The 25526-nt window shown below is 70.5% G+C and carries 23 protein-coding genes; 3 read left to right on the plus strand and 20 right to left on the minus strand.

Features of this window, described 5'->3' with window-relative positions:
• The first annotated feature begins 16 nt into the window (after positions 1-16).
• Positions 17-1141 carry a serine hydrolase gene (locus CVV72_RS15400; RefSeq protein ID WP_219153067.1) on the plus strand — a complete coding sequence of 375 codons (1125 nt, stop codon included), beginning with the start codon at positions 17-19 and terminating at the stop codon, positions 1139-1141.
• Here the strand turns inward: CVV72_RS15400 and CVV72_RS15405 are convergent.
• The 4 genes from CVV72_RS15405 to ggt all read right to left on the minus strand — a co-directional run bounded on the left by CVV72_RS15405 (position 1138) and on the right by ggt (position 5981).
• Positions 1138-1638 carry a flavoprotein gene (locus CVV72_RS15405; protein ID WP_219153068.1) on the minus strand — a complete coding sequence of 167 codons (501 nt, stop codon included), beginning with the start codon at positions 1636-1638 and terminating at the stop codon, positions 1138-1140. The genes CVV72_RS15400 and CVV72_RS15405 overlap by 4 nt on opposite strands.
• Positions 1635-3071 carry an RsmB/NOP family class I SAM-dependent RNA methyltransferase gene (locus CVV72_RS15410; protein ID WP_219153069.1) on the minus strand — a complete coding sequence of 479 codons (1437 nt, stop codon included), beginning with the start codon at positions 3069-3071 and terminating at the stop codon, positions 1635-1637. The genes CVV72_RS15405 and CVV72_RS15410 overlap by 4 nt, the downstream gene beginning before the upstream one ends.
• The gene (gene fmt, locus CVV72_RS15415; RefSeq protein WP_219153070.1) at positions 3068-3994 is read right to left on the minus strand and encodes a methionyl-tRNA formyltransferase; all 927 of its coding nucleotides are present in this window, start codon (positions 3992-3994) and stop codon (positions 3068-3070) included. The genes CVV72_RS15410 and fmt overlap by 4 nt, the downstream gene beginning before the upstream one ends.
• A 175-nt stretch (positions 3995-4169) precedes the next feature.
• Positions 4170-5981, minus strand: coding sequence for a gamma-glutamyltransferase (ggt, locus tag CVV72_RS15420; protein WP_219153071.1), 1812 nt, complete (start codon positions 5979-5981; stop codon positions 4170-4172).
• Between the two features lie 96 nt (positions 5982-6077).
• Here ggt and CVV72_RS15425 point away from each other — a divergent pair, with 96 nt between their 5' ends.
• A complete protein-coding gene (locus CVV72_RS15425; protein ID WP_219153976.1) occupies positions 6078-7457 on the plus strand; it encodes a pyroglutamyl-peptidase I in 1380 nt (459 codons plus the stop codon).
• Between the two features lie 73 nt (positions 7458-7530).
• On the opposite strand, the gene CVV72_RS15430 is transcribed toward CVV72_RS15425, so the two are convergent.
• The 13 genes from CVV72_RS15430 to pyrR form a co-directional block, all read right to left on the minus strand.
• Positions 7531-9621, minus strand: coding sequence for a primosomal protein N' (locus tag CVV72_RS15430; protein WP_219153072.1), 2091 nt, complete (start codon positions 9619-9621; stop codon positions 7531-7533).
• A gap of 340 nt (positions 9622-9961) precedes the next feature.
• Positions 9962-11164, minus strand: coding sequence for a methionine adenosyltransferase (gene metK, locus CVV72_RS15435; RefSeq protein WP_219153977.1), 1203 nt, complete (start codon positions 11162-11164; stop codon positions 9962-9964).
• A 96-nt stretch (positions 11165-11260) separates the two neighbouring features.
• Positions 11261-12481, minus strand: coding sequence for a bifunctional phosphopantothenoylcysteine decarboxylase/phosphopantothenate--cysteine ligase CoaBC (coaBC, locus tag CVV72_RS15440; protein WP_219153073.1), 1221 nt, complete (start codon positions 12479-12481; stop codon positions 11261-11263).
• Positions 12474-12743, minus strand: coding sequence for a DNA-directed RNA polymerase subunit omega (rpoZ, locus tag CVV72_RS15445; RefSeq protein ID WP_005152353.1), 270 nt, complete (start codon positions 12741-12743; stop codon positions 12474-12476). Before rpoZ ends, coaBC begins: the two co-directional genes overlap by 8 nt.
• 24 nt (positions 12744-12767) lie before the next feature.
• Positions 12768-13397, minus strand: a complete 630-nt coding sequence (gene gmk, locus CVV72_RS15450) for a guanylate kinase (protein WP_219153074.1) — start codon at positions 13395-13397, stop codon at positions 12768-12770.
• Complete coding sequence (gene mihF / locus CVV72_RS15455; RefSeq protein WP_003096398.1) at positions 13394-13711, minus strand: integration host factor, actinobacterial type; 318 nt, start codon at positions 13709-13711, stop codon at positions 13394-13396. Before mihF ends, gmk begins: the two co-directional genes overlap by 4 nt.
• Before the next feature lie 107 nt (positions 13712-13818).
• Positions 13819-14658 (minus strand): orotidine-5'-phosphate decarboxylase, encoded by an 840-nt coding sequence (gene pyrF / locus CVV72_RS15460; RefSeq protein ID WP_219153075.1) that lies wholly within the window; start codon positions 14656-14658, stop codon positions 13819-13821.
• Entirely contained in the window at positions 14655-17969 is a 3315-nt protein-coding gene (gene carB, locus CVV72_RS15465; protein WP_219153076.1) for a carbamoyl-phosphate synthase large subunit, read from the minus strand. The genes pyrF and carB overlap by 4 nt, the downstream gene beginning before the upstream one ends.
• Entirely contained in the window at positions 17969-19102 is a 1134-nt protein-coding gene (gene carA / locus CVV72_RS15470; RefSeq protein ID WP_219153077.1) for a glutamine-hydrolyzing carbamoyl-phosphate synthase small subunit, read from the minus strand. The genes carB and carA overlap by 1 nt, the downstream gene beginning before the upstream one ends.
• The gene (locus CVV72_RS15475) at positions 19102-19611 is read right to left on the minus strand and encodes a transporter (protein WP_219153078.1); all 510 of its coding nucleotides are present in this window, start codon (positions 19609-19611) and stop codon (positions 19102-19104) included. The genes carA and CVV72_RS15475 overlap by 1 nt, the downstream gene beginning before the upstream one ends.
• On the minus strand, positions 19608-20900 hold the full coding sequence (locus CVV72_RS15480) for a dihydroorotase (protein WP_219153079.1): 1293 nt from the start codon (positions 20898-20900) through the stop codon (positions 19608-19610). Before CVV72_RS15480 ends, CVV72_RS15475 begins: the two co-directional genes overlap by 4 nt.
• The gene (locus CVV72_RS15485) at positions 20897-21829 is read right to left on the minus strand and encodes an aspartate carbamoyltransferase catalytic subunit (protein WP_034311667.1); all 933 of its coding nucleotides are present in this window, start codon (positions 21827-21829) and stop codon (positions 20897-20899) included. The genes CVV72_RS15480 and CVV72_RS15485 overlap by 4 nt, the downstream gene beginning before the upstream one ends.
• On the minus strand, positions 21826-22422 hold the full coding sequence (pyrR, locus tag CVV72_RS15490; protein WP_034311664.1) for a bifunctional pyr operon transcriptional regulator/uracil phosphoribosyltransferase PyrR: 597 nt from the start codon (positions 22420-22422) through the stop codon (positions 21826-21828). The genes CVV72_RS15485 and pyrR overlap by 4 nt, the downstream gene beginning before the upstream one ends.
• 261 nt (positions 22423-22683) lie before the next feature.
• On the opposite strand from pyrR, the gene CVV72_RS15495 reads away from it, so the two are divergent.
• Positions 22684-23172 (plus strand): transcriptional regulator, encoded by a 489-nt coding sequence (locus CVV72_RS15495; RefSeq protein WP_003096372.1) that lies wholly within the window; start codon positions 22684-22686, stop codon positions 23170-23172.
• Positions 23173-23281: 109 nt separating this feature from the next.
• Here CVV72_RS15495 and nusB read toward each other — a convergent pair whose 3' ends face one another.
• Genes nusB through CVV72_RS15510 form a run of 3 tightly spaced genes read right to left on the minus strand, consistent with a single transcriptional unit; the run spans position 23282 to position 25439 of the window.
• Positions 23282-23746 (minus strand): transcription antitermination factor NusB, encoded by a 465-nt coding sequence (nusB, locus tag CVV72_RS15500; protein WP_219153080.1) that lies wholly within the window; start codon positions 23744-23746, stop codon positions 23282-23284.
• A complete protein-coding gene (efp, locus tag CVV72_RS15505) occupies positions 23746-24309 on the minus strand; it encodes an elongation factor P (protein ID WP_034311660.1) in 564 nt (187 codons plus the stop codon). The genes nusB and efp overlap by 1 nt, the downstream gene beginning before the upstream one ends.
• A 38-nt stretch (positions 24310-24347) precedes the next feature.
• Positions 24348-25439, minus strand: a complete 1092-nt coding sequence (locus CVV72_RS15510) for a Xaa-Pro peptidase family protein (RefSeq protein WP_219153081.1) — start codon at positions 25437-25439, stop codon at positions 24348-24350.
• Between the last annotated feature and the right edge of the window lie 87 nt (positions 25440-25526).

Genomic DNA, 25526 nt, shown 5'->3' on the forward strand with positions numbered 1-25526 from the left:
CCCTAGCTTGGTATCCATGCCGAAAACCCTGCCAGGCAAGAAGATCATCGCCGTCGGTTCCCTGGTCACCCTGCTCGCCGCGACAGCGGCCACCCCGGCGCTCGCCGTGACCGGAGCCCGTCACGACGTCGACAAAGCGCTGAAGACGCTGGTACAGGACGGAATCCCCGGCGCGCAGGCGACGGTGACGAACCCGTCCGGGCGGACGTGGTCGGAGCGCGAAGGCGTCGGGAACATCGAGACCGGGACACCGTTCCCGCCCGGTTCGAAGTTCCGGGCGGGCAGTGTCACCAAGACCTTCGTCGCCGTCGTCGTGCTGCAACTGGTCGCCGAAGGGAAGGTCCGGCTGGACACGCCGATCGACCGGTATCTGCCCGGTCTCGTGCGCGGAAACGGCAACGACGGCACCAAGATCACCGTCCGGCACCTGCTCCAGCACACCAGCGGGCTCTACGACTTCTCCCGGGGGATCGACATCGACGAGTGGCGGCATCGTGGTGCCGAACCCGGAGAGCTGGTGGCCATCGCCCTCACCCAGCGGCCGTTGTTCGACCCCGGCGACGGCTGGTCGTACTCCAATACGAACTACATCGTCGCGGGCATGCTCATCGAAAAGCTGACCAAGCGCTCGGTGTCCGCCGAGATCGATGCCCGGATCGTGAAGCCGCTGAACCTGCGCGGCACCTACCTGCCGCCGCGCGGCGACGAACGGCTGCCGCACCCGCACGCCAGGGGCTACACACCCCGCGACACCGGCCTCGCCGACTTCACCGAACTCGACCCTTCTTCCGCCTGGACCTCGGGCGGCCTCGTTTCGACCGGTGAAGACCTGAACCGCTTCTTCGCCGCGCTCACCGGTGGCAGGCTTCTGCATCGGCCGCAGCAGGCGGAGTTGCAGCGGACCATTCCCGTGAACCTGGGCATTCCCGGCGCGGAGTACGGACTCGGGATCGTGTCGGTCCCGTTGACGTGCGGGGGGACGTTCTGGGGCCACCGCGGGAGCGTCCCCGGCTTCACCACCCTGTCCGGCGCGGTCCCGCACGGCAAGCAGGTGAACGTCGTGGTGAACCAGGATCCGTTGCCGGGAAAGGCGTCGAAGGATCTCTTCACCGCTGTCGACACGGGGTTCTGCGCTCGCTAAGGGAGCAAGTCCAGCACGGAGGTCCACGAGGCCTCCGTGCCGAGCCTCGCGGTGGTGACCCCGGCCGAGGCGAGTGTGTCGAGATGGCGCTGCCACGCCGGATGGTGGATCCGCGTGTCCTGGATCTGGTAGCCCAGCACGATCGTGATCCCCGGCGTCCCGAGGACGTCGCCGAGCAGCGTCAGCGCCTGGTTGTCGGCGATGCCCAGCGCCAGTTTCGCCACGGAGTTCGCGGACGCGGGCGCGAAGAGGAACACTTCCGGATCCGGATGCGGCCGGGGTTCGCCCGGCAGCCGGGAGGTACTGCGGACCGGCAGATCGGTGAGCTTCTCCAGCTCACCGATCCCGCCGGTCTTCTCCAGCCAGCGGGCCGCCGTGGGGGTCAGCGTGATCGCGAGCTCCCAGCCGCGATCCGCGGCCGGTTTCGCGAGCTGCGCGGCGAACCGGGTGTCCAGTCCGCCGCACGAGCTCGCGACCAGGCCGAGGACCCTGCTCACCTGGCGGAGTCCGGCTTCCGCAGGACGGCGCAGAACATCGCGTCCGTACCGTGGCGGTGCGGCCACAACTGGACGTACGGGCCGTTGCCCAGCTGCGGGACGTCCGGGAAGAACTCCCGCGCGTCGACGACCTCGGCACCGGCGCGGCGCGCGGTCTCCCCCACGACGCCTTCGGTCTCGGCCAGATGCGGCGAGCAGACGACGTAGGTGACGACGCCGCCGGGCCGGACCAGGTCCAGCGCCGCGGTGATCAGCTGGCCCTGCAGTTTCGTCAGGTCCGAGATGTCGCTGGGCTGACGACGCCAACGCGCCTCGGGGCGGCGCCGCAGCGAGCCGAGGCCACTGCACGGCGCGTCGACGAGGACGCGGTCGTAGCCCGGTTCGAGACCGGTCTCGCGGCCGTCGGCGACGTGGACCGTCACCGGCAGCCCTTGGACGGCGTTCTCGATCAGCTTCGCGCGGTGCGGCGCCTTCTCGACGGCGTCGACGGTCGCGCCGCTGATCGTCGCCAGCGCGCCGAGCAGCGCGGCCTTGCCACCCGGTCCGGCGCACAGGTCCAGCCAGCGCTCGTCGGAGCCGGTGAGCGGGACCTTCGTGACGGCGACAGCACACAGCTGGCTGCCCTCGTCCTGCACGGCGGCCAGCTTTTCCTTGATCGGCTCGATGTCACCGGGGTCGCCCGAGCCGGCGGGCATCCGGACACCGTAGGGCGAGTACGGCGCGACGTCGCCGCCGGTGATGGCGGCCAGTTCGTCGGCGCTGATCTCGCCGGGCCGGGCGACCAGGTGGACGTCGGGGCGGTCGTCGTCGGCCTCCAGGGCCGCCTTCAGCTCAGGCCCCTTGTCCCCCAAGGCTTCCGCGAACGACCGCGCGACCCAGCGCGGATGCGCCGTCCGCAGGGCGTAGGCCCCGATCGGGTCGACGGCCTCGTCGGGGGCCAGCTCGTTCAGCCAGGTCTCTTCGTCCTTTTCGGACACCGAGCGCAGCACGGCGTTCACGAAACCCGCGATCCAGGAACCGACTTCGGCGCGGACGAGGTCCACAGTGGACCCAACGGCGGCGTGCTGGGGGATGCGGGTGCGCAGCAGCTGGTACGCGCCGAGCCGCAGCCCGTCCAGCACGATGGCGTCCACCTTGGCGAGCGGCCGGTCGAGGCAGGCCTCGATGACGGCGTCCAGCATGCCGACCGCGCGGCAGGTGCCGTAGGTCAGTTCGGTGGCCAGCGCCGCGTCACGACCGGAGATCCGGCGAGTGCGCAGCAGCTGCGGCAGCACCAGGTTCGCGTACGCGTCGTCTTCGCGGACCGCGCGCAGGACGTCGAAGGCGACCTGCCGGGCCGGGTCGATCTGCGGCGGGCGGCTCGGCCCCTCTTTACGCTGGCCGGGACGGCCGCGATCCGGCCTCGACGGCCGGCGTTCCCTACGCTCGTTCACTGCAGGCGCTCTCCTTGTCCGATCCTCGTACCGCGCGCCCAGTCGGTGGCCGCCATCCGCTTCTTTCCCTGCGCCTGCACCTCGCCCAGCCGCACCGGCTTCGACGCCGTGCCGACCAGGACCCGCTTGCGCTCCACGACCAGTTCACCGGGCGGGGGCCCCGGCTCGTCGACGACCGTCACGGGGCCGAGCTTCAGCCGCTCTCCCCGGAACTCCGCCCAAGCGCCCGGTTCCGGCGTGACCGCGCGGATCTGCCGGTCGACGGCCGTGGCCGGGTCGGCGAACGAGACCCGCGCGTCCTCGACGGTCACCTTGGGCGCGTAGGTCACTCCGTCGCCGGTCTGCTCCACCGCGAGCAGCGTTCCGTCGGCGATTCCGTCCATCGTGGACACGAGCAGCTTCGCCCCGGACTCCGCGAGCCTGGCGAGCAGTTCCCCGGCGGTGTCGGTGTCGCCGATCTGCTCGGTGACCACGCCGAAGACCGGGCCCGCGTCGAGTTCCTTGACGATGCGGAAGGTCGAGGCGCCGGTGATCTCGTCCCCGGCGCGGATCGCGGCCTGGACCGGCGCGGCGCCACGCCACGCGGGCAGCAGCGAGAAGTGCAGGTTGACCCAGCCGTGAGCCGGGATGTCCAGCGCGGCCTGGGGCAGCAACGCCCCGTACGCGACCACCGGGCACGCGTCGGGCGCGATCTCCGCGAGCCGGGCGAGGAACGCGGGGTCACTCGCCTTCGGCGGGGTCAGCACCTCGATCCCGTGCTCGTCGGCCAGCGCGCCGATCGGGGACCGGACGAGGCGGCGGCCACGGCCCGCCTGCGCGTCCGGCCGGGTCACGACGGCGACGACCTCGTGCTGCTCGGACGCCAGGAGCGCGCGCAACGACGGGACGGCGGGTTCGGGGGTGCCGGCGAAGACGAGGCGCATCAACGCACCTCCACCGGGGGGACGGGTACCTCTGACTGGGCGAACATCGCCGCTCAGTCTAGAAGGGCCCCGCTCCCCCGGCGCGCTCGCTGCCCCCGTGCGCTCCGCTGAAGCGCGTGAAGGCCCCCTTCCCTCGGCTGAGCCGAGGGAAGGGGGCCTTCACGCGCGGTCCTTGCTACCTGGGTGGCCAGGGCAGCACGACGGCCGCCGAGCCGCCGCCCCGGCGCGTGGGTTCGGCGGCGGCGAGCCACCGGCCGTCCCGCAGCCGTTCGACACCCGTCGCCGCCCCGATCTCCGCGGGCGCCGCCGAGAATCCCTGCCCCTTGGCCTTCAGCGCCGCGAGCACCTCGGTCTGGTCGAGGAACGCCTGCTCGACCTGCGCGGCCGCCGAGTTCCGCTGCGAAGCGCGCGGTTCGGCGATCGCGTCGACCAGCTTCAGCCCGCGGTCGATCCGGCCGGTGAGGATCTGCAGCACCGTGGTGATGATCGACGCGCCACCGGGCGAGCCGACGGCGAGGAACGGCTTGCCGTGATCGAGCACGATGGTCGGCGCCATCGACGAACGCGGCCGCTTCGCCGGGCCCGGCAGGTTCGGGTCGGGCACGCCCGGCGTCACCGGGGTGAAGGAGAAATCGGTCAGTTCGTTGTTGAGCAGGAACCCGCGGCCCGGCACGACGATGCCGCTGCCGCCCTCCTGCTCGATGGTCAGCGTGTACGCCACGACGTTGCCCCACCGGTCGGCGACCGTGAGGTGCGTGGTGTTCTCGCCCTCGTACGGCGTCGGCGCGGGGTTCGTCCCCGCCACGCACGACGTGGGCTTGCGCGGATCGGCCGGCGCGACCGGGCTGGTCCCGGCCTTCGCGGGGTCGATCAGGCACGCGCGGCTGTCGGCGAACTTCTGGCTGATCAGTTCCTTCGCCGGGACGTCGACGAAGGCCGGGTCACCGATCCACCGGTTGCGGTCGGCGAAGGCGTACCGCGTCGACTCCAGGAAGTAGTGCAGGTAGTCGGCCTTCTCCAGCTTGGAGAGCTTCGTGTTCTCGAGGATGTTCAGCGCCTCGCCGACGGTCAGCCCGCCGGACGACGGCGCGGGCATGCCGTAGACGTCGAGGCCGCGGTACTTCGTCTTGGTCGGCTTCCGCTCGACGACGCGGTACTTCGCGAGGTCGGCCGCCGTCATGTCGCCGGACCGGACCTTCAACGTCGACGCGGGGTCCACCGGCGGTTTCCGGACGGTGTCGACGACGTCCGCGCCGATCGGGCCGCGGTAGAGCACGTCGGTGCCCTTGGCGGCGAGCTGGGCGTACGTGCCCGCGAGGTCCGGGTTCTTGAACGTCGAGCCGACCGCGGGCGGCGCGCCGCCGGGCAGGTACAGCGACCTGGTCGACGGGAACGCAGAGAAGCGGGCGGCGTTGTTCGCGATCTGGGTGGCGAAGGTCTGGTCGACGGTGAAGCCCTTGCGGGCGAGTTCTTCGGCGGGCTTGACCGCCTTCGCCAGCGACCTGGTCCCCCACCTGCTGAGGGCTTCGTCCCAGGTGGCGGGCGTGCCGGGCACGCCGACGCCCAAACCGCTGGTGACGGCTTCGGAGAACGGGATCGCCTTGCCGTTCTCGACGAAGAGGTTCTCGTTCGCCGTCGACGGCGCGGTCTCGCGGCCGTCGAGGGTGTGCACCTTGCCGGTGCGCGCGTCGTAGTAGACGAAGAAGCCGCCACCACCGAAGCCGGCGGAGAACGGGTCAGTGACGCCCAGCGCGGCCGCCGTCGCGACGGCCGCGTCGACGGCGTTGCCGCCCTCACGCAGGATCTTCGTGCCGATCGCGGTCGCGTCCGCGTCGATACTCGACACCGCGCCCAGATAGCCGACGGCGGTCGGCGACTTCGGTGTCGGTGGTGCCGCGGCCGCGGTTCCCGGCGCGGCGGTGGCGACCAGTGCGGCGATCGCGGTGACTGCGGTGATGCGTCCCAGAGTGCTTCTGTGCGCGGCCATGGCGCGAGTCTGCCCCGCCTGTCCACCCCGGACAAGACCCGGCCGGACCTGCGAACGTCGGTGGTGCGGCCCGGCCTCGATGAGAAGAATGCGGCCATGAAGACACCCGGCAGGCGGTGGAGCGCGCTCCTCCCGCTGCTCATTGCCCTCCCTGTCCTCGCGGTCCCCGGCGTCGCGCAAGCCGAAGACGCCCGCGCCTGCTTCGACGAGTCGGCCGCGATCACCGTCGAGGAGAAGCGGCTCACCGCGACCCTGCCTTCGGGTGGGCCGGCGGTCGGCCCGGAGCTGGTCCGGCTCGCCGGATTCGACAAGCTCGTCTCCGACTTCACGGCCCGCCTGTGCGCGACGAAGACCGCTTTGCGCGCCGAGAAGCTCGCCGAGACGGCCGGTGAGGGGCTCTGGCGCACGGCGGTCGACCGCGCGCAGGGCCGCCGCCCCGATCTCGGCACCATCGACAAGGCCGACGACCGCCCGCTCTACTGGGCGCGCCTGCAGATGAGCAAGGCGCTGCGGCAGTGGACGCCGCGCTTCCCGCTCTCCGCGCCCGCCCGCACGGAGCTGCTGAAGACGTTCGACTTCGGCGCGCGCGGACTCGACGACTCCCGTTTCCCGGCGGGCCCGAAGCAGCGCCGCGTCCTGGTGAGCGGATTCGACCCGTTCACCCTCAACGGCGCGGGCGTCCGCATCGCGAACCCGTCGGGCGCGGCGGCGCTGCACCTCGACGGCAAGGTGATCCAGACCCCGACCGGGCCCGCGCAGGTGCAGGCCGTCTCGTTCCCGGTGGTGTGGAGCTACTTCGACGCCGGCATCGTCGAGGCGGCCTACGGTCAGGCGTTCAAGGACCGTTTGCGCCGTCCGGAGCTGATCATGACGATCAGCCAGGGCCGTCCCGGCCGCTTCGACATCGAACGCTGGGCCGGTGCCTGGCGCGGCGGTTCGCCGGACAACCTCGACGAGCCCGTCCGCGGCCCGGTCCCGCCCGCCGACGGCTGGCCGCAGCCGGACGTCCAGTTCATCGAAACCACGCTGCCGTACGAAAAGATGCTCGCCGCGCCCGCCGGGGCGTACCAGGTGCTGTACAACCAGGCGTTCTGCGTCTGGCCGGACAGCGGCAACCCCGGCGTGGGAACGGCGGTCTGCCGGACGGACGCGCCGAAGCCGGGCGAGATCGCCGCTTCGGGCGGCGGCGGAAACTATCTGTCCAACGAGTCGATGTTCAGAAGCAACCGGCTGCGGACGGGACTCGGCTTGGACGGCATCGCGGGCGGGCATCTGCACACGCCCGTCCTCGGCACGCCCGCCGATCCTTCGGCGCTGACCGATGCCGACTTCGAGGCGCGACGGGCGGCGATCTCCTCGCAGATCGTCACCCTGCTCACCGCCGCTCTCGGCGGCTCCGCCGCGAAGCCCGCTACGCCCGCTCCGGGCTCTTCGGCTCGCGCCGACGTCCTCGCCACTCCCGGCACGACCCTCTGACCCCACGCAATCAGTCATCCGGATGCGGTAGTTCGAGGCCGAACTACCGCATCCGGATGACGAAACGCGGGGGTTAGATGAGTTCCAAGGGGTCCAGCTGGATCCGGATGGGTTCGGCGGCCTTGCGCGCGTCCCGGCGGGCGGCGGCCGCGTGGATCGCGGCGGCGAGCGCCTTTCCGTCCGGCCGCGCGACGCGCACCAGGGCCCGCTCACGGTCGGCGTTGCCGTCCTCGTCGACCTCGCCGAGCGGCACCGGACCCAGGACCTCGCCGGTCTCCGGGAGGGCGAGGTCGTCGAGCAGTCCGGCGACCGCGTCCGGCGTGCCCTCGATACTCGCCATCCGCATCGCGGGCGGGAAGCCGAGTTCGCGCCGCTCGGCCAGTTCCAGGCTCGCGTGCCAGCCCGGATCCCAGCGCACCAGCGCCTGCACGACCGAGAGGCCCGCTTCCGCGCCGACGAAAACGCGACCGCCCTCGGTCCCCGGCCGCACCAGGGCCGCGGCCGCCATCCAGCGGCGCAGGGTCTCCTCCCCCGCGCGCAGGTCCTGCCGTCCGAGCAGTGCCCAGCCGTCGAGCAGCAGCGCCGCGCCGTAGCCGCCTTCCGCGACCGGCTCGGCTCCCGGCGTGCACACCACGAGCGCCGGTGTTCCGGGCACCGAAGCCAAGACCTCCGTCGCGCCCGAGGTCCGCACCGGGAAACCGGAGAACGCCCGGCCCAGTTCCTCCGCGGTCCGCTTGGAGCCGACGACGACCGCCCGCAACCGCACCGAACCGCAAGCGGCGCAATGGAAGTTCGTCTCGGGGACGCCGCACCACCGGCACGCGGGCGGCCTCGGTGAGCCGTCGATCAGCCCGCCGGGCAAGGACAACGGACCGGCGCAACGACGGCAATGCGCCGATGTCCGGCAGTTGCCGCAAGCGAGCCCCGGGACGTAACCGCGACGCGGAACCTGGACCAGCACGGGGAATCCGCCGGCCAGCGACTGCCGCGCCGCCTCGAAAGCGACCGAAGGGAGGCGCGCGGCCTTGGCCGCTTCGTCCCGGGCGACGTCGAAGTCCTCACCGACCGGCGTGACCCGCGGCGCGGCCGACCGCAGTTCGGCCCGGGCCGCCACGAGAGGCTGCGCCCAGCCCGATTCCACCAGGAACTGCGCCTCGGCGGTCCGCGCGAACCCGGCGACGAGCATGGATCCCTTCGCGGCGTGCGCGCGATCCATCAGCACGTCGCGGACATGGGGGTACGGCGCGTGCTGGTCGAGGTGGACGTCGTCGCCGTCGTCCCACACCACGAACAGGCCGGGATCGGCGACCGGTGCGAACATCGCCGCGCGCGTGCCGACGACGACCCGCACCGCACCGCGCAGCACCGCGAGCCAGCGGCGATAGCGCTCGGCGGGCCCCAGGCCTGCGATCAGCGCGACCACGGAATCGGCGCCCAGCAAGGAAACACACGCGTCGTGCAGCCGTGTCAGGTCACGATGGTCGGGGACGACCATGACGACGCCCCGTCCGGCAGCGGCCGCGACGGTGGCCGCTTCGGCGAGGCGGCGAGGCCAGTCCTCACCCGGTAGCGCCTGCCAAACAGCGTTGGCCGGACGCCGTTCCGCGACGGCCTCCAGGAAAGCGGGGCCGCTTTGGTACCTCTCCCAGGCGGTGGTTTCGGGTGGCTCCGGCGTCCGCGCGGGTTCGGCGGGTGGTTCGGCTTCGACCTTCGCGTGCCGGGACGGGATCGCGAGCCGAAGGACGTCACTGAGCGTGCCGCCGTACCGGTCCGCGACGGACCGGCAGAGCGTGTGCAGCGCCGGAGGCAGCACCGGCTCGCTGGAAGTCACCCTGTCGATGTACGCGAGCTTCCCGGTGAACTCCGTGGTGTCGGCGCGTTCGACGAGGTACCCGTCGACGAGCTGGCCCGCGAACCGGACGCGGACCCGGCAGCCGGGTACGGCGGCTTCGTGCAGCTTCTCGGGAATCCGGTAGTCGAAGGTGCGGTCGAGGTGCGTGAGCGGGATGTCCACGACGATCCGGGCGACCGGGTTCTCGGGCGCGGGGTTCTGCGCGCCGCGACGGCTGGCCGTTTTCGCGCGCGCCGGTTTGGCCTTCCGCGCAGGCTCGGCCTTCGGCTCCGGAAGGTCCCACAGCGGGGTCGGTTCGGGACTGGTGCTCACCCGGTGATCTCTACCAGACTCCGTCGCCAGTGCCCGCCACCGCGTGCGATTCTTGCCGCAGAGTGCCGTGAAGGCCTCCTTCAGGGACCCTGAGTCCCTCAAGGAGGCCTTCACGGACCAGGCAACGCCCCGCCGGCCGGGATCCCAAGCTGGCGGCCTCGCGTGGTCGAAGGGACGACACGTGTGATCCGGCGGACGGCACGCGTGACTGGATGGACGACACACGCGCAACCGGGCCGCGACCCGAATCACGCCCGGTGCACACAGCCCGGACGCCGTGAAGGCCTCCTTCCCTACCCTCAAGGCAGGCAAGGAGGCCTTCACGGACGGAACAGGCCGATCAGGCGCCCGCGGCCGACTTCAGGTCCGCGGCCCGCGCCGTGCTCTCCCACGGGAGATTCAGCTCGGGACGGCCGAAGTGGCCGTACGCGGCCGTCGGCGCGTAGATCGGGCGAAGCAGGTCGAGGTCGCGGATGATCGCGGCCGGACGCAGGTCGAAGACCTCCTGGATAGCGGCCTGGATCTTCGACGGGTCGACCGTCTCGGTGCCGAAGGTCTCGACGAAGAGACCCACGGGGGCCGCCTTTCCGATCGCGTACGCCACCTGGACCTCGGCCCGCGAGGCGAGACCGGCGGCGATGACGTTCTTCGCCACCCAGCGCATCGCGTACGCGGCCGAGCGGTCCACCTTCGAGGGGTCCTTGCCGGAGAACGCGCCGCCACCGTGACGGGCCATGCCGCCGTAGGTGTCGACGATGATCTTGCGGCCGGTCAGGCCCGCGTCACCCATCGGGCCGCCGATGACGAAGCGGCCGGTCGGGTTGACCAGCAGCCGCACGTTGGAGGTGTCGAGCCCGAGCTCGGCGATCTCCGGGGCGACCACGTGCTCACGGACGTCGACGCCGAGCATCTGCTCGAGGTCGATGCCGTCGGCGTGCTGGGTGGACACGACCACCGTGTCGAGCCGCACCGGCTGGTCGCCGGCGTACTCGATGGTGACCTGGGTCTTGCCGTCCGGACGCAGGTACGGCAGCACGCCGTCCTTGCGGACCCTGGTCAGCCGCTGCGAGAGCCGGTGTGCCAGCGCGATCGGCAGCGGCATCAGCTCGGGGGTGTCCGAGCAGGCGTAGCCGAACATCAGGCCCTGGTCGCCCGCGCCCTGACGGTTGATCTCGTCCTCGTCGGACTCCACACGGGACTCGTACGCCGTGTCGACACCCTGCGCGATGTCCGGCGACTGGGAGCCGATCGCGACGTTGACGCCGCAGGAATTGCCGTCGAAACCCTTGGCCGAAGAGTCGTAGCCGATCTTCAGGATCACATCGCGGACGATGGTCGGGATGTCCGCGTAGGCCTCGGTGGTCACCTCTCCGGCGACGTGCACCTGCCCGGTGGTGATGAGGGTTTCGACCGCGACCCGGCTGCGCGGGTCTTTAGCCAGCAGACCGTCCAGGATCGAGTCGCTGATGGCATCGCAAATTTTGTCGGGATGACCTTCGGTCACCGATTCCGACGTGAACAGTCTGCTCGTGGACGCGCTCACGGTGGCCGTCACTCCCTCACCTAGACGTCTGATGCCCAGTAAGTTAGGCACCCCTCAGCTTGCAATCAAGCCTACTGACTATCGCTTGGGGGACTCTCAACGCTTCATCAAGGTCACAACAGCGTCCCACAATGTGGACGCCAGTTCGGCCTTGGCGCCGAGCGGGATCGGGATCTCGGTGCCGTCGGCCCCGAGCAGCCAGCCCGAGTTGTCCTCGGTCCCGAAGGCCTTCCCCTCACCGACGGCGTTCACCACCAGCAGGTCCGCACCCTTGCGCTTCAGTTTGACCCTGGCGTGATCGAGGACGCCACCTTTGTCGTCCCCGGTTTCGGCGGCGAAACCGACGACCACCTGGCCGTTGGCCCGGTTTCGCACCAGTTCGGCGAGGATGTCCGCGTTGCGCGCGAGCTCGACCACGGGGTCCGGCGTGTCGTCGGACTTCTTGATCTTGTGGTCCGCCCGGTTCGACGGCCGGAAATCGGCGACGGCGGCGGCCATCACGAGGACGTCGGCGGAGGCGGCCTCGGCGTGCATGGCCTGGCGCATCTCCTCGGCCGTCGACACGTGGACGACCTTCGCGCCCGCGGGCTCCGGGAGCGCCACGGTGTGCGCGGCGACCAGCGTGACCTCGGCGCCGCGCTGGGCGGCGACTCTGGCCAGCGCGTAGCCCTGCTTGCCCGACGAACGGTTGCCCAGATACCGGACGGGGTCCAGTGGTTCACGGGTGCCGCCCGCCGAAATGGCCACGCGCACGCCTTCGAGGTCGCGCGGGAGGGCCTTCGGCACGGCGAGCAGGAGCCGGGCGAGGTCGACGATCTCGGCGGGGTCGGCGAGCCGCCCCTTGCCGGTGTCCTTGCCGGTGAGCCTGCCGGCGGCGGGTTCGGCGACGACCAGGCCGCGCGAGCGCAGCAGCGCCACGTTGTCGCGGGTGGCCGGGTGCTCCCACATCTCGGTGTGCATCGCCGGGAAGAAGGCGACCGGGCATCGGGCGGTGAGCAGGGTGTTGGTCAGCAGGTCGTCCGCGATACCGTGCGCGGCCTTGGCGAGCAGGTTCGCCGTGGCGGGCACGACGATCACCAGATCGGCTTCCTTGCCGACACGGACGTGCTGGACCTCGGGCACTTCGGTGAACACGCCGGTGTGCACCGGGTTCCCGGACAGTGCCTCGAAGGTGGCCGCGCCGACGAAGTTCAGCGCGGCTTCGGTGGGGACCACGCGGACGTCGTGACCGGATTCGGTCAGTCCGCGCAGGACCTCACAGGCCTTGTAGGCGGCGATCCCGCCACCCACGCCCAGTACGACGCGGGGCTTATTCACCCTCGGTGTGCTCGAGCAGGCCGCCGTGGATCTCGCGCAGGGCGATGGAGAGCGGCTTCTCACGCGGGCCCGGCTCGACCAGCGGGCCGACGTACTCCAGCAGGCCCTCGCCCAGCTGGGCGTAGTAGTCGTTGATCTGGCGAGCGCGCTTGGCCGAGTAGATCACCAGCGCGTACTTCGAGCTGACCTTCTCGAGGAGGTCGTCGATGGGCGGGTTGGTGATGCCTTCGAGCTCTTCGTGCAGCGTGGCCTGAGTCGTCACTCGTGGTGCTCCGAATCTTCGGGTCTAGTTGTCGCCGGTTATCAAGTTTAGCAACTGCTCAGCGGCCTCTCGCACGTCGGCGTTGACGACGCGCTCGTCGAACTCCCCGGCGGCGGCGAGTTCGCGTTCGGCCTCGGCCAGCCTGGCCTTCACCGCGGCCTCGTTTTCGGTGCCGCGGCCGGTCAGCCTGCCGACCAGTTCTTCCCACGACGGCGGCATCAGCATCACCAGCCGGGCCTCCGGCATCGCCTTGCGGACCTGCCGGGCGCCCTGGAGTTCGATCTCCAGGATCGCGTTGCGGCCTTCGGCGAGCACCCGCTCGACGGGCCCGCGCGGGGTGCCGTAGCAGTTACCCGCGAACTCGGCGTGTTCCAGCAGTTCGCCACCGGCGACCATGCGGTCGAACTCGGCCCGGTCGATGAAGTGGTAGTGCTCGCCGTCCACCTCACCCGGCCTCGGCTTCCTGGTGGTCACCGAGACGCTGAAATAGATCTCCGGATCCAGCTTGCGCAGCTCCTTGGCCACGCTCGACTTCCCGACCCCCGAAGGCCCTGATACGACCGTGAGCCGGTGCCGGGATTCGACTCCCGCCACCGGCTCACCGCCGCGGTCAGCGCCCGGGTTCACCGGGTGGTCCTGACCGGTGCCGCTCACTCGCCGCTGAATTCGGCCAGCAGCGCCTTGCGCTGCCGGTCGCCGAGGCCGCGAAGACGACGGCTGGGTGCGATCTCCAGTCGTTCCATGGTCTGCTGGGCACGGACCTTGCCGACGCCCGGAAGAGCCTCGAGCAGAGCCGAGACCTTCATCTTGCCGAGGACTTCGTTCTCCTCGGCCTGCTTCAACACGTCGACCAGAGTGGTACCGCCCCGCTTCAGCCGCTCCTTCAGCTCAGCACGGATGCGGCGGGCGGCGGCGGCCTTCTCCAGCGCCGCAGCGCGCTGTTCCTCTGTCAGCTGGGGAAGTGCCACGTTTTCCTCCGGTAGTTCTCAAATCTGGGTGGGTGTGGCGACGGTACCCACCCGTTACCTCGGCCCACAATGCGGGGGTGGCTGGTCATGACGGATTCCCGGGCCTGCTATTGGCCTTTTTCCAGGGGACCGAGGGAATCCCGGGTCCGCCGAACGGCCGCACGCAACGCCTCCGGGTCCGGTCCGTGCTTGAGGACGTCACGAGAGGACGCCGGGAGCACACCCGGTAGCCCTGGGCCGAAAAGGCCCCGGAGATCGGCCACGGTGGCTCCCTGGGCCCCGAAACCGGGCGCCAGGATCGGACCGTTCAGGTTGCTCAGATCGAGCTCCCCCGGCGCGATGGTGGCGCCGACGACGACGCCGATGTCACCCAGCGGACCGACGCCCGCGTTGTACGCGGCCGCCGTGTCGACGATGTCCTGCGCGACGGTCTTTCCGTTGGGCAGCAAGGCGTTCTGCAGTCCCTGCGCCTCCGGGTTCGAGGTGCGCGCGAGCACGATCAGCCCCTTGCCCTGTGCCTGCGCGACGTCGATCGCGGGCGCCAGCGAACCGAACCCGAGGTACGGCGACACCGTGATGGCGTCCGCCTCGAGTTCCGCGCCCGCGGGCAGGAACGCCGCCGTGTACGCCGCCATCGTCGAACCGATGTCGCCGCGTTTGACGTCCAGCAGGACGAGCGCGCCCGCCTCCCGGCACACCTTCATCGTCTTGGCCAGAACGGCGACCCCAGGAGGCCCGTAGGCCTCGAAAAAGGCCGACTGGGGCTTGATCACCGCGACCTCGGGCGCGATCGTCTCAGCGGCCGTGAGGGCGAACTTCTCGAGTCCGCCCGCGTCCGCCGGGAGACCCCACGCCTGGAGCAGCCCGGGATGGGGGTCGATCCCGGCGCAGAGCGGCCCCTTCTCGGCGACCGCCCGCGCCAGCCTCGCCCCGAACCGCTCGGTCATGCCTTGGCCTTCAGCGCCGCCTGGAGGCTCTGCAGCGACCGCACGCCGATGTCGCCCTTGATGACGGCCTCTATCCCGTGCACGGCCGCCGCCGCGCCCTGCACCGTGGTGATGCAGGGGATGTCCCGCGACACCGCGGCGGTGCGGATCTCGTAGCCGTCGATGCGGGGACCGCTGTTGCCGTAAGGGGTGTTGATCACCATCTGCACCTCGCCGCTGAGGATGACGTCCACGACATTCTGTTCGCCCTCGGCGGAACCTTCGTAGTGCTTGCGCACGACCGTGCAGGCGATTCCGTTGCGCCGCAACACTTCCGCGGTGCCCGACGTGGCGAGGATCTCGAAGCCGAGGTCCGCCAGACGCTTCACCGGGAACACCAGCGAACGCTTGTCGCGGTTGGCGACGGAGACGAACACCTTGCCCGACGTCGGCAGCGAACCGTAGGCGCCGGCCTGCGACTTGGCGAACGCCTTGCCGAAGGACACGTCCACGCCCATGACCTCGCCGGTGGACTTCATCTCCGGGCCGAGCAGCGAGTCGACGCCGTGGCCTTCCGGCGTGCGGAAGCGGTGGAACGGCAGGACCGCCTCCTTGACCGCGACCGGCGAATCGGCGGGCATGTGGCCGCCGTCGCCCTCGGCCGGGAGGACGCCGGACTCGCGCAGCTCCTTGATCGACGAGCCGGTCATGATCAGCGCGGCCGCCTTGGCCAGCGGCACCGCGGTCGCCTTGGACACGAAAGGCACCGTCCGCGAGGCGCGCGGGTTGGCCTCCAGGACGTACAGGACGTCGTCCTTGAGCGCGTACTGGACGTTCAGGAGCCCGCGGACGCCGACGCCGCGCGCGATGGCCTCGGTCGAGCGGCGCACCGTCTCGATGTCGGTCCGGCCCAGCGTGATCGGCGGCAGCGCGCACGAGGAGTCGCCGGAGTGGATCCCGGCCTCTTCGATGTGCTCCATGACGCCGCCGAGGAAGAGCTCGTCGCCGTCGAACAGCGCGTCGACGTCGATCTCGATGGCGTCGTCGAGGAACCGGTCCACGAGCACCGGGTGCTCGGGGGTGACCTCGGTGGCGCGGTGGATGTAGCCGGCGAGGGATTCCTCGTCGTACACGATCTCCATGCCGCGCCCGCCGAGCACGTAGGACGGCCGGACCAGGACCGGGTAGCCGATCTTGTCGGCGATCCGCTTCGCGCCTTCGAACGAGGTCGCCGTGCCGTACTTCGGCGCGGGCAGCCCGGCGTCGGTGAGGACCTCGCCGAACGCGCCGCGGTCCTCGGCGAGGTGGATCGCGTCCGGGGAGGTGCCGATCACCGGGACACCGGCGTCGGCGAGGCGCTTCGCGAGCGAGAGCGGGGTCTGGCCGCCCAGCTGCACGATGACCCCGGCGACGGTGCCCGACTCCTGCTCGGCGTTGACCACTTCGAGGACGTCCTCGAACGACAGCGGCTCGAAGTACAGCCGGTCCGAGGTGTCGTAGTCGGTGGAGACGGTCTCGGGGTTGCAGTTGACCATGACGGCCTCGAAACCGGCCTCGCGCAGGGCGATCGCGGCGTGCACGCACGAGTAGTCGAACTCGATGCCCTGCCCGATGCGGTTCGGCCCGGAGCCGAGGATCAGCACCTTCGGCTTGTCGGTCTGCGCGGTGATCTCCGACTGCGCCGCGGGATCGGTCTCGTAGGCCGAGTAGTGGTACGGCGTCTTGGCCGCGAACTCGGCCGCGCAGGTGTCGACGGTCTTGTACACCGGCCGCACGCCGAGACGGCGGCGCAGCGCGCGGACGCCGTCCTCGCCGGCCAGTTCCGGCCGCAGCGAGGCGATCTGGCGGTCGGAGAGGCCGATCCGCTTGGCGCGCCGCAGCAGCGGCTCGTCGAGGACCTGGGCGTCGCGGACCTCGGCGCCGACCTCGCCGATGAGGGCGATCTGGTCGATGAACCAGGGGTCGATGCCCGACGCCTCGTGCACCTGCTGGACGGTGGCACCGAACCGCAGCGCGCGCTCCACCTCGTAGAGACGTCCGTCGTGCGGGGTGCGCAGCGCCTCCAGCACGGATTCCAGCGTGGCGCCCTCGGGGTCGGGGCGGGTCCAGAAGCCGGTGGCCTTGGTGTCGATGGACCGCAGCGCCTTGCCGAGCGCCTCGGGGAAGCTGCGGCCGAACGACATCGCCTCGCCGACGCTCTTCATCGTCGTGGTCAGCGTCGGGTCCGCGCCGGGGAACTTCTCGAAGGCGAACCGCGGCACCTTCACCACGACGTAGTCCAGCGTCGGCTCGAAGGCCGCCGGGGTCTCGCCGGTGATGTCGTTGCGGATCTCGTCGAGGGTGTAGCCGATGGCGAGCTTCGCGGCGATCTTGGCGATCGGGAAACCGGTCGCCTTCGACGCCAGCGCGCTCGACCGCGACACGCGGGGGTTCATCTCGATGACGACCATGCGGCCGTCCTCGGGATTGATCGCGAACTGGATGTTGCAGCCGCCGGTGTCGACACCGACCTCGCGCAGCACGGCGATGCCGACGTCGCGCATGTGCTGGTACTCGCGGTCGGTCAGGGTCATCGCGGGCGCGACGGTGACCGAGTCGCCGGTGTGCACGCCCATCGCGTCGATGTTCTCGATCGAGCAGACGACCACCACGTTGTCGTGCCGGTCGCGCATGAGCTCGAGCTCGAACTCCTTCCAGCCGAGGACGCTCTCCTCGATGAGCACCTCGGTGACCGGCGACTCGGTGAGCCCGGTGGAGGCGAGCCGCTCCAGTTCCTCGTCGGTGTGCGCCATGCCCGAGCCGAGCCCGCCCATGGTGAACGACGGCCGGATGACCACCGGGAGGCCGACCTCGGCGACGGTCGCGCGGACCTCGTCCATGTCGTGGCAGACCCGCGACCGCGGCACCTCGCCGCCGATCGTGCGGACGATGTCCTTGAACTTCTGCCGGTCCTCGCCGCGCTGGATGGCTTCGACGTCGGCGCCGATCAGCTCGACGCCGTACTTCTCGAGCACGCCGCGCTCGTGCAGGGCGACCGCGCAGTTCAGCGCCGTCTGCCCGCCCAGCGTCGCGAGGATCGCGTCGGGACGCTCCTCGGCGATGACCTTCTCGACGAATTCCGGCGTGACCGGCTCGATGTAGGTGGCGTCGGCGAACTCGGGGTCGGTCATGATGGTCGCCGGGTTCGAGTTCACCAGCGAGACGCGCAGTCCCTCTTCGCGGAGTACGCGGCAGGCCTGGGTGCCGGAGTAGTCGAACTCCGCCGCCTGGCCGATCACGATCGGCCCGGAGCCGATCACCAGCACGTGCTGGATGTCTGTCCTCTTCGGCATTACTTGGCCTTCTCCATCAAAGCGACGAACTCATCGAACAGGGGGGCCGCGTCGTGCGGACCGGCGGCGGCCTCGGGGTGGTACTGCACCGAGAACGCGGGGACGTCGAACGCGCGGACACCTTCGACGGTGTCGTCGTTCGGGCAGTAGTGCGAGATCTGCGCGGCGCCGAACGGCGTCTCGAACCGCTGGCCCGGCTCGCCTTCGAGGGCGAAACCGTGGTTCTGCGCGGTGATCGCGACGCGTTTGGTGGCCACGTCGATCACCGGGATGTTGATCCCTCGGTGGCCGTAGCGCATCTTGTAGGTGCCCAGTCCCAGCGCGCGGCCGAGGATCTGGTTGCCGAAGCAGATGCCGAACAGCGGGATTTCCCGCTGCAGCACGGACTTCGTCAGCTCGGTCGCGTGCGCGGTGGTCGCCGGGTCGCCCGGTCCGTTGGACAGGAACACGCCGTCCGCCTCGACGGCGAGCAGTTCGTCCACAGTGGACGAGGAGGGCAGGACGTGCACCTCGATGCCGCGCGCGGCCATCATGCGCGGCGTGTTGGACTTGATGCCCAGGTCCAGCGCGGCCACGCGGAACCGGGTCTCCCCCTGAGCCTTGACCACGTACGGCTGCTTCGTGGTGACCTCGCCGGCGAGGTCGGCGCCCTTCATCTGCGGGCTCGCCTGCACCTGAGCGAGCATCTCCTCGTCGGTGCCCAGCGCGTCGCCCGAGAAGACACCGGACCGCATGGCGCCCTGCTCACGCAGGTGCCGGGTGAGCGTGCGGGTGTCCACCTCGGAGATCCCGACGACGCCCTGGCGCTCCAGTTCCTCGTCCAGCGTGCGCTTGGAGCGCCAGTTGGACGGGGTGCGCGCCGGGTCGCGGACGACGTAGCCCGAGACCCAGATACGCGAGGACTCGTCGTCCTCGTCGTTCCAGCCGGTGTTACCGATCTGCGGCGCGGTCTGGACCACGATCTGCCGGTGGTAGGAGGGGTCGGTCAGCGTCTCCTGGTAGCCGGTCATGCCGGTGCAGAACACCGCCTCACCCAGGCTGCGGCCGCGGGCGCCGTACGCGGAGCCGCGGAACACGCGGCCGTCTTCGAGGACGAGCGCGGCGGGGGTCCTGGTGCTGTTCGCGGTGCTCATCAGGCACCTCCCTTGATGTCGTTGCGGGTGTCTTGCAAAGCTTCGATCCACTGTGGATAGTCGTCGACGTCGTCGCCGCGGAATCCGGTGTCCAGTTCGACGTCCCCGGCCAGCCAGGTGACGACGAGCAGCGCGTCGATGCCCATCACCTTCCCGGCCATCCCCTTGTCCTTGCGGACGCCGGTGACGGACGCGCGCGGGATCCAGAAGTCGGGGGCGCCGCCGCGTTCGATGGCGATGCCGTCTTCGTGCAGGCGCCACACCGCGCCGGTGCGCAGGCCGGCGCCGCGGGTGACCACGCGCTCCTGCCAGTGCCCCGCCGTGGTGGTGCTGATGTAGACACCGGTCGATTCGAGGGACGCCTCGCCCGGCTCCGCGGGGATCTCCGGGAACGGCGGCACCTGCACGCTCTGCGCCCGGGACTTGCGCCGCCAGCCGCGCCACATCAGGAAGACGCAGAACAGGAAGAAGGCGAAGACCGCCAGGGTCAGCAGAAGCCGGTCGCTCATGATGCGATCTTCCCTTCCCGTGCGGTGATCCGCCCGCGCAGCAACGTCGCCGTCACCACGCCGGGGAGCCGCATTCCTTCGTACGGGGTGTTCGCCGCGATACTCGCGAACTCGGCCCCGCGCACGGTCCATTCGGTGTCCGGGTCCACCAGCGTCAGGTTCGCCGGTTCGCCGACCTCGATCGGACGGCCGTGGTCGGACAGGTTGCCGATCTCGGCGGGCCGCTCGCTCATCACGCGTGCGACGCCCCGCCAGTCCAGCAGGCCGGTGCGGACCATGGTCTCGACCACGATCGACAGTGCGGTCTGCAACCCGAGCATGCCCGGCCTTGCCGAGTTCCACTCGCAGTCCTTGTCCTGGACCGCGTGTGGCGCGTGGTCCGTGGCGACACAGTCGATGACGCCCTCGGCGAGCGCGGCGCGCAGCTTCTCGGCGTCGGACTCGGTGCGCAGCGGCGGGTTGACCTTGTTGACCGGGTCGTAGGTCGCGAGCCGCTCGTCGGTCAGCAGCAGGTGGTGCGGGGTGACCTCGGCTGAGACCCTGGTGCCTCGGTCCTTGGCCCATTTGAGGATGTCCGCGGTACCCGAGGTCGAAACATGGCAGACGTGCAGCCGCGCGTTCGCGTGCTCGGCGAGCAGGCAGTCACGGGCGACGATCGACTCCTCCGCGGAGGCGGGCCAACCGGTGTAACCCAGCCGTGCGGCCTGCTCGCCCTCGTGCGCCTGAGCGCCGACGGTCAGCCGCGGTTCCTCGGCGTGCTGGGCGATGACCACGCCGAGCGCCGTCGAGTACTCCAGCGCGCGGCGCATGAGCAGCGGGTCCGCGACGCAGAGGCCGTCATCGGAGAACACCTTCACCTGGGCTTCGGATTTCGCCATGGTGCCCAGTTCGGCGAGCTTCTCGCCCTTGAGCCCCACGGTGACCGCGCCGACCGGGTGCACGTCGACCAGCCCGGCCTCCTGGCCGCGCCGCCACACGTGGTCGACGATCACCGCGTTGTCGGCCACCGGGTCGGTGTTGGCCATGGCGAACACCGCGGTGTAGCCGCCGAGCGCGGCCGCGGCCGAACCGGTGGCGATGGTCTCGGTGTCCTCGCGGCCGGGTTCGCGCAGATGGGTGTGCAGGTCGACGAAGCCGGGGAGCAGCACCTGGCCGCCCGCCTCGATCACTTCCGCCTCGTCGGGGACGTCAAGGGCACCGATGTCGGTGATGACCCCGTCCTCGACGAGCACGTCGACCGGATCGCCCTCGCCGTAGGGTCGGGCGCCCTTGATCAGGACGGTGGTCACGCGGCGGCTCCTTCGCTGGCGAGCAGGTGGTAGAGGACCGCCATGCGCACGTGGACGCCGTTGCGGACCTGTTCGGTGATGGCCGAGGCCGGGGAGTCGGCGACCGCCGAGGCGATCTCCATCCCGCGCAGCATCGGGCCGGGGTGCAGGACGACGGCGTGCTCGGGCAGCAGCTTCATCCGCCGTTCGTTGAGGCCGTACGCGATCGAGTACTCGCGCGCGCTCGGGAAAAAGCCCCCGTGCATCCGTTCCGCCTGCACCCGCAGCATCATGACCGCGTCGAGCGCGGGCAGTTCGGCGTCGAGTTCGTGCGACACCGTGACCGGCAGGCTCTCCACGCCGGCGGGCAGCAGCGTCGGCGGCGCGACGAGCACCACCTCCGCGCCCAGCGAGGACAGCAGGTGGATGTTCGACCGCGCGACCCGGCTGTGCAGGACGTCGCCGACGATCCCGATGCGGCGGCCCTCGAACGAGCCGAGGCGCTCCCGCAGCGTGGCCGCGTCGAGCAGCGCCTGCGTCGGATGCTCGTGGGTGCCGTCCCCGGCGTTGACGACCGCCGTCCCCGCTTCGGCGAGCCAGCCCGAAAGCCGCTGCGCCGCACCGGAAGCGGGATGCCGGATGATCACGCAGTCGGCACCGGCCGCGGCCAGCGTCAGCGCGGTGTCCCGCAGCGATTCGCCCTTGTTGACCGAGGAACTGGAAGCGGAGACGTTGATCACGTCGGCGCTCATCCACTTCCCCGCGATCTCGAACGAGACGCGGGTGCGGGTCGAGTTCTCGTAGAACAGCGTGATGACGGTGCGGCCGCGCAACGTCGGCAGTTTGCGGACCTCGCGGCCCAGCAAGGTGTGCTTGAGCTCTTCGGCGGTGTCCAGCACGGCTGTCGCGAGCGCCGGGTCGAGCCCGTCGGTGGCGAGCAGGTGCTTCACGATCGATCTCCTTCTGGTTGCGCGCGAAGCAGAACCGAGTCCCGTCCGTCCACTTCGGACAGCAGGACCTCGATCCCCTCGGCGCGCGAGGTGGGCACGTTCTTGCCCACGTAGTCGGCGCGGATCGGCAGTTCGCGGTGGCCGCGGTCGACCAGCACGGCCAGCTGGACCGCGCGCGGGCGGCCGTGGTCGCGCAGGGCGTCGAGGGCGGCGCGGATGGTGCGGCCGGAGAACAGCACGTCGTCGACCAGGATCACCACCGCGTCGTCGATACCGGTCGGCGGCAGCTGCGAATGTTCGAGCGCGCGGGGCGGGCGGCGGCGGAGATCATCACGGTAGAGCGTGATGTCCAGCGCGCCGGTCGGCGGACGGATGCCGGAGAACTCGGCGATCTTGTCCGCGAGCCGCAGGGCGAGCGGGGTCCCCCGGGTGGGGATGCCCAGCAACACGGGCGGAGTCGAGCCACCGGCACCGAGAGCGGTCTTCTCGATGACCTGGTGGGCCATTCGGGCGATCGTGCGCGCGACATCGCCGGACGAGAGCAGCTCGCGCTCTCCCGCCGGTTCCGCCGCGCCACGCGGGCGTGACGACAAGGCGGACCTCCTTCCCCGCCTCTCTGGACGGGTCCTTAAAGGACGTCGACTTCCTGCTTGGCGAGGAAATCGAACCGACACTAGCAGGAGCGGAGGCTCATTCTTACGAGTGGCGCGCCCCAGGTGACGAAGGCCTCTCGAAAGCACCCGCTTGACCTGGTGACAACTATGCGTAACCATTACTCTGAGTATTCGACTCTAGGAGTCCCCTGGACCGGTCACCCCCGACCGGTCGGGGGTGAGGAAACGGAGAACCACCAGATGGGCGATTACGCCAAGGCGCTCGGGGCCAAGCTCCGCGGGATCCGCCAGCAGCAGGGGCTGTCCCTGCACGGGGTCGAGCAGAAGTCCGGAGGCCGCTGGAAGGCCGTCGTCGTCGGTTCGTACGAGCGCGGAGACCGCGCCGTCACCGTACAGAAGCTCGCCGAGCTGGCCGACTTCTACGGGGTCCCGGTGGTCGAGCTGCTGCCGGAGGGCCGGGTGCCGTCGGGTGCCGAGCCCGCCACGAAGATCGTCATCAACCTGGAGCGTCTCCAGCAGCTCCCGGCGGAGAAGGTCGGGCCGCTCGCGCGCTACGCCGCCACCATCCAGAGCCAGCGCGGCGACTACAACGGCAAGGTGCTCTCGATCCGCACCGAGGACCTCCGTTCCCTGGCGATCATCTACGACATGACCCCCGGCGAGCTCACCGAGCAGCTGATCGACTGGGGTGTGCTGCCGCCCGAGGCTCGACCGTCCAAAGAGGACTAGAGATGGCGACGTTTTCGGTCCGGGGGGACCGGAAACGCCAACCGGCACCACCGAGCACGAGAACGGGCCGTGCCCTCGGCAGAGGACACGGCCCGTTGTAGTACGTCTTCTACAGGACCGCGCGGAGCCGGTCCGCGATGGTGCCGATCCGGCCGAGCACGCCGTTCACGAAACGCGGTGAGTCGTCGGTCGACAGCTCCTTCGCCAGCCCGACGGCCTCGTCGATGGCGACCGGGTCCGGCACGTCCTCGGCCCACAGCAGTTCGTAGACGCCGACGCGGAGCACCGCCAGGTCCACCGGCGGCATCCGGTCCAGCGTCCAGCCCTGAGCGTGCTCGGAGAGCAGCTCGTCGATCTGGGTCTTGCGGCCGGTGACGCCCTCGACCAGCGAGATCGTGTAGTCCGCGATCGGGTCGACCTCGACCGAACCGACCCGGTCCGCCAGCAGCGTCACCGCGTCGGCCCCGCGCTGGGCGGCTTCGTACATCATCTCGACGGCCCGCTTACGAGCCTGGCGACGGCTGATCGGCCCGCCGCGGTTCGGGGACTTGCCGGATTTGCCTGAGCCTGCCATCAGCTGGAGACGCGGCCCAGGTAGCGGCCGTCACGGGTGTCGACCTTGATCTTCTCGCCGGTGGTGAGGAACAGCGGCACCTGGATCTCGGCGCCGGTCTCCAGGGTGGCGGGCTTGGTGCCACCGGTGGAGCGGTCGCCCTGCAGACCGGGGTCGGTGTGCTGGACGACGAGCTCGACCGAGGTCGGCAGCTCGATGTACAGCGGGACACCCTCGTGCACCGCGACCTGGACCTCGGTGTTCTCGAGGAGGTAGTTCGCGTTGTCGCCGACGGTCTCGTTCAGCACGGTGATCTGGTCGTAGGTCTCCGCGTCCATGAACACGAAGTCCTGACCCTCCTTGTACAGGTAGGTCATATTGCGGCGGTCGACGGTGGCCGTATCGACCTTCGTGCCCGCGTTGAAGGTCTTGTCGACGACCTTGCCGGTCAGCACGTGCTTGAGCGTCGTGCGGACGAACGCACCGCCCTTGCCCGGCTTGACGTGCTGGAACGCGGTGACGGTCCAGAGCTGGCCGTCGAGGTTGAGGACGAGCCCGTTCTTCAGGTCGTTGGTGGTGGCCACGAGTGTGCAGTCTCCTGTGTCGATCTTCCGGGCCGCCGTCAGACGACCACGAGTTCCTTGGTGCTCAGCGTGAGGAGTTCGGGCGTACCTTCCCGCACGACCAGCGTGTCCTCGATGCGCACGCCTCCGCGTCCGGGCAGATACACACCAGGCTCGACGGTGACGGCCATACCGGCGGACAGTGTACCGACGCCGGTCGCGGCGAGGCTGGGCGCCTCGTGCACCTGCAGCCCGACACCGTGGCCGAGCCCGTGGCCGAACTCGTCGCCGCGGCCCGCGCCGACGATCACGCCGCGGGCCGCCTTGTCCACTTCGGACACTTCGGCGCCGGGGAGGACGGCGTCACAGCCCGCCGCCTGCGCGCGCTGGACCAGCGCGTAGATCTCCTCCTGCCAGGCCGCGGGCTTGCCGAGGACGAACGTGCGGGTCATGTCGGAGTGGTAGCCGTCGACCGTGGCGCCGAAGTCGATCTTGACGAAGTCGCCGGTCGCGAGCACGGCCGAGGTGGGCCGGTGGTGCGGGATCGCGGAGTTGGCGCCCGCCGCGACGATCGTGTCGAAGGACGGCCCGGTCGACCCGTGGCCGAGCATGCGATTCTCGAGGTCACGGGCGACGTCCAGCTCGGTGCGGCCCGGCCGGAGCCCGCCGGTGGACACCAGATCCTCCAGCGCCCGGTCGGCCGCCGCGCACGCCTGGCGCAGTGCCTCGATCTCCTGCTCGTCCTTGACCAGCCGCAGCTGCTCGACGAGCCCGGGCGTCCGGACCAGCTCGACGCGGTCGAAGCGGACCTTGAGGTCCTCGTGCTGCTCGACACTGACGTGCTGGCTCTCGAACCCGGTCTTGCCGAAGTGTTTTTCGGCCGCCAGGTCGGCGAGCTTCGCCGCGCTCGCGCGGTCCAGCACTCGTTCGAGGTCGGGCACCTCCGTCGCCGACTGGACCGTGTAGCGGCCGTCGGTGCAGAAGATCGTCTTGTCGTCGCCGCCCGCGTGGACGAGGAGAGCGGCATTGGACCCGGTGAAGCCGGTCAGGTACCTGATGTTGAGCAGGTCCGTGACCAGCAGCGCGTCCACCCCGGAATCGGCCAGCAGGGAACGCAGCGCCGCGCGGCGGCGAGAGAAGTATTCACGCACGTGATGGAGTTTAGGGGGTGGGCCGCCGGTGGCACGCTTTTCGCCGCCGCCCAAGTCCGTGAAGGCCTCCTTGAGGGACTCTGGGTC

This window comes from Amycolatopsis sp. TNS106 (assembly GCF_019330265.1).
Lineage (GTDB): Bacteria > Actinomycetota > Actinomycetes > Mycobacteriales > Pseudonocardiaceae > Amycolatopsis > Amycolatopsis lurida.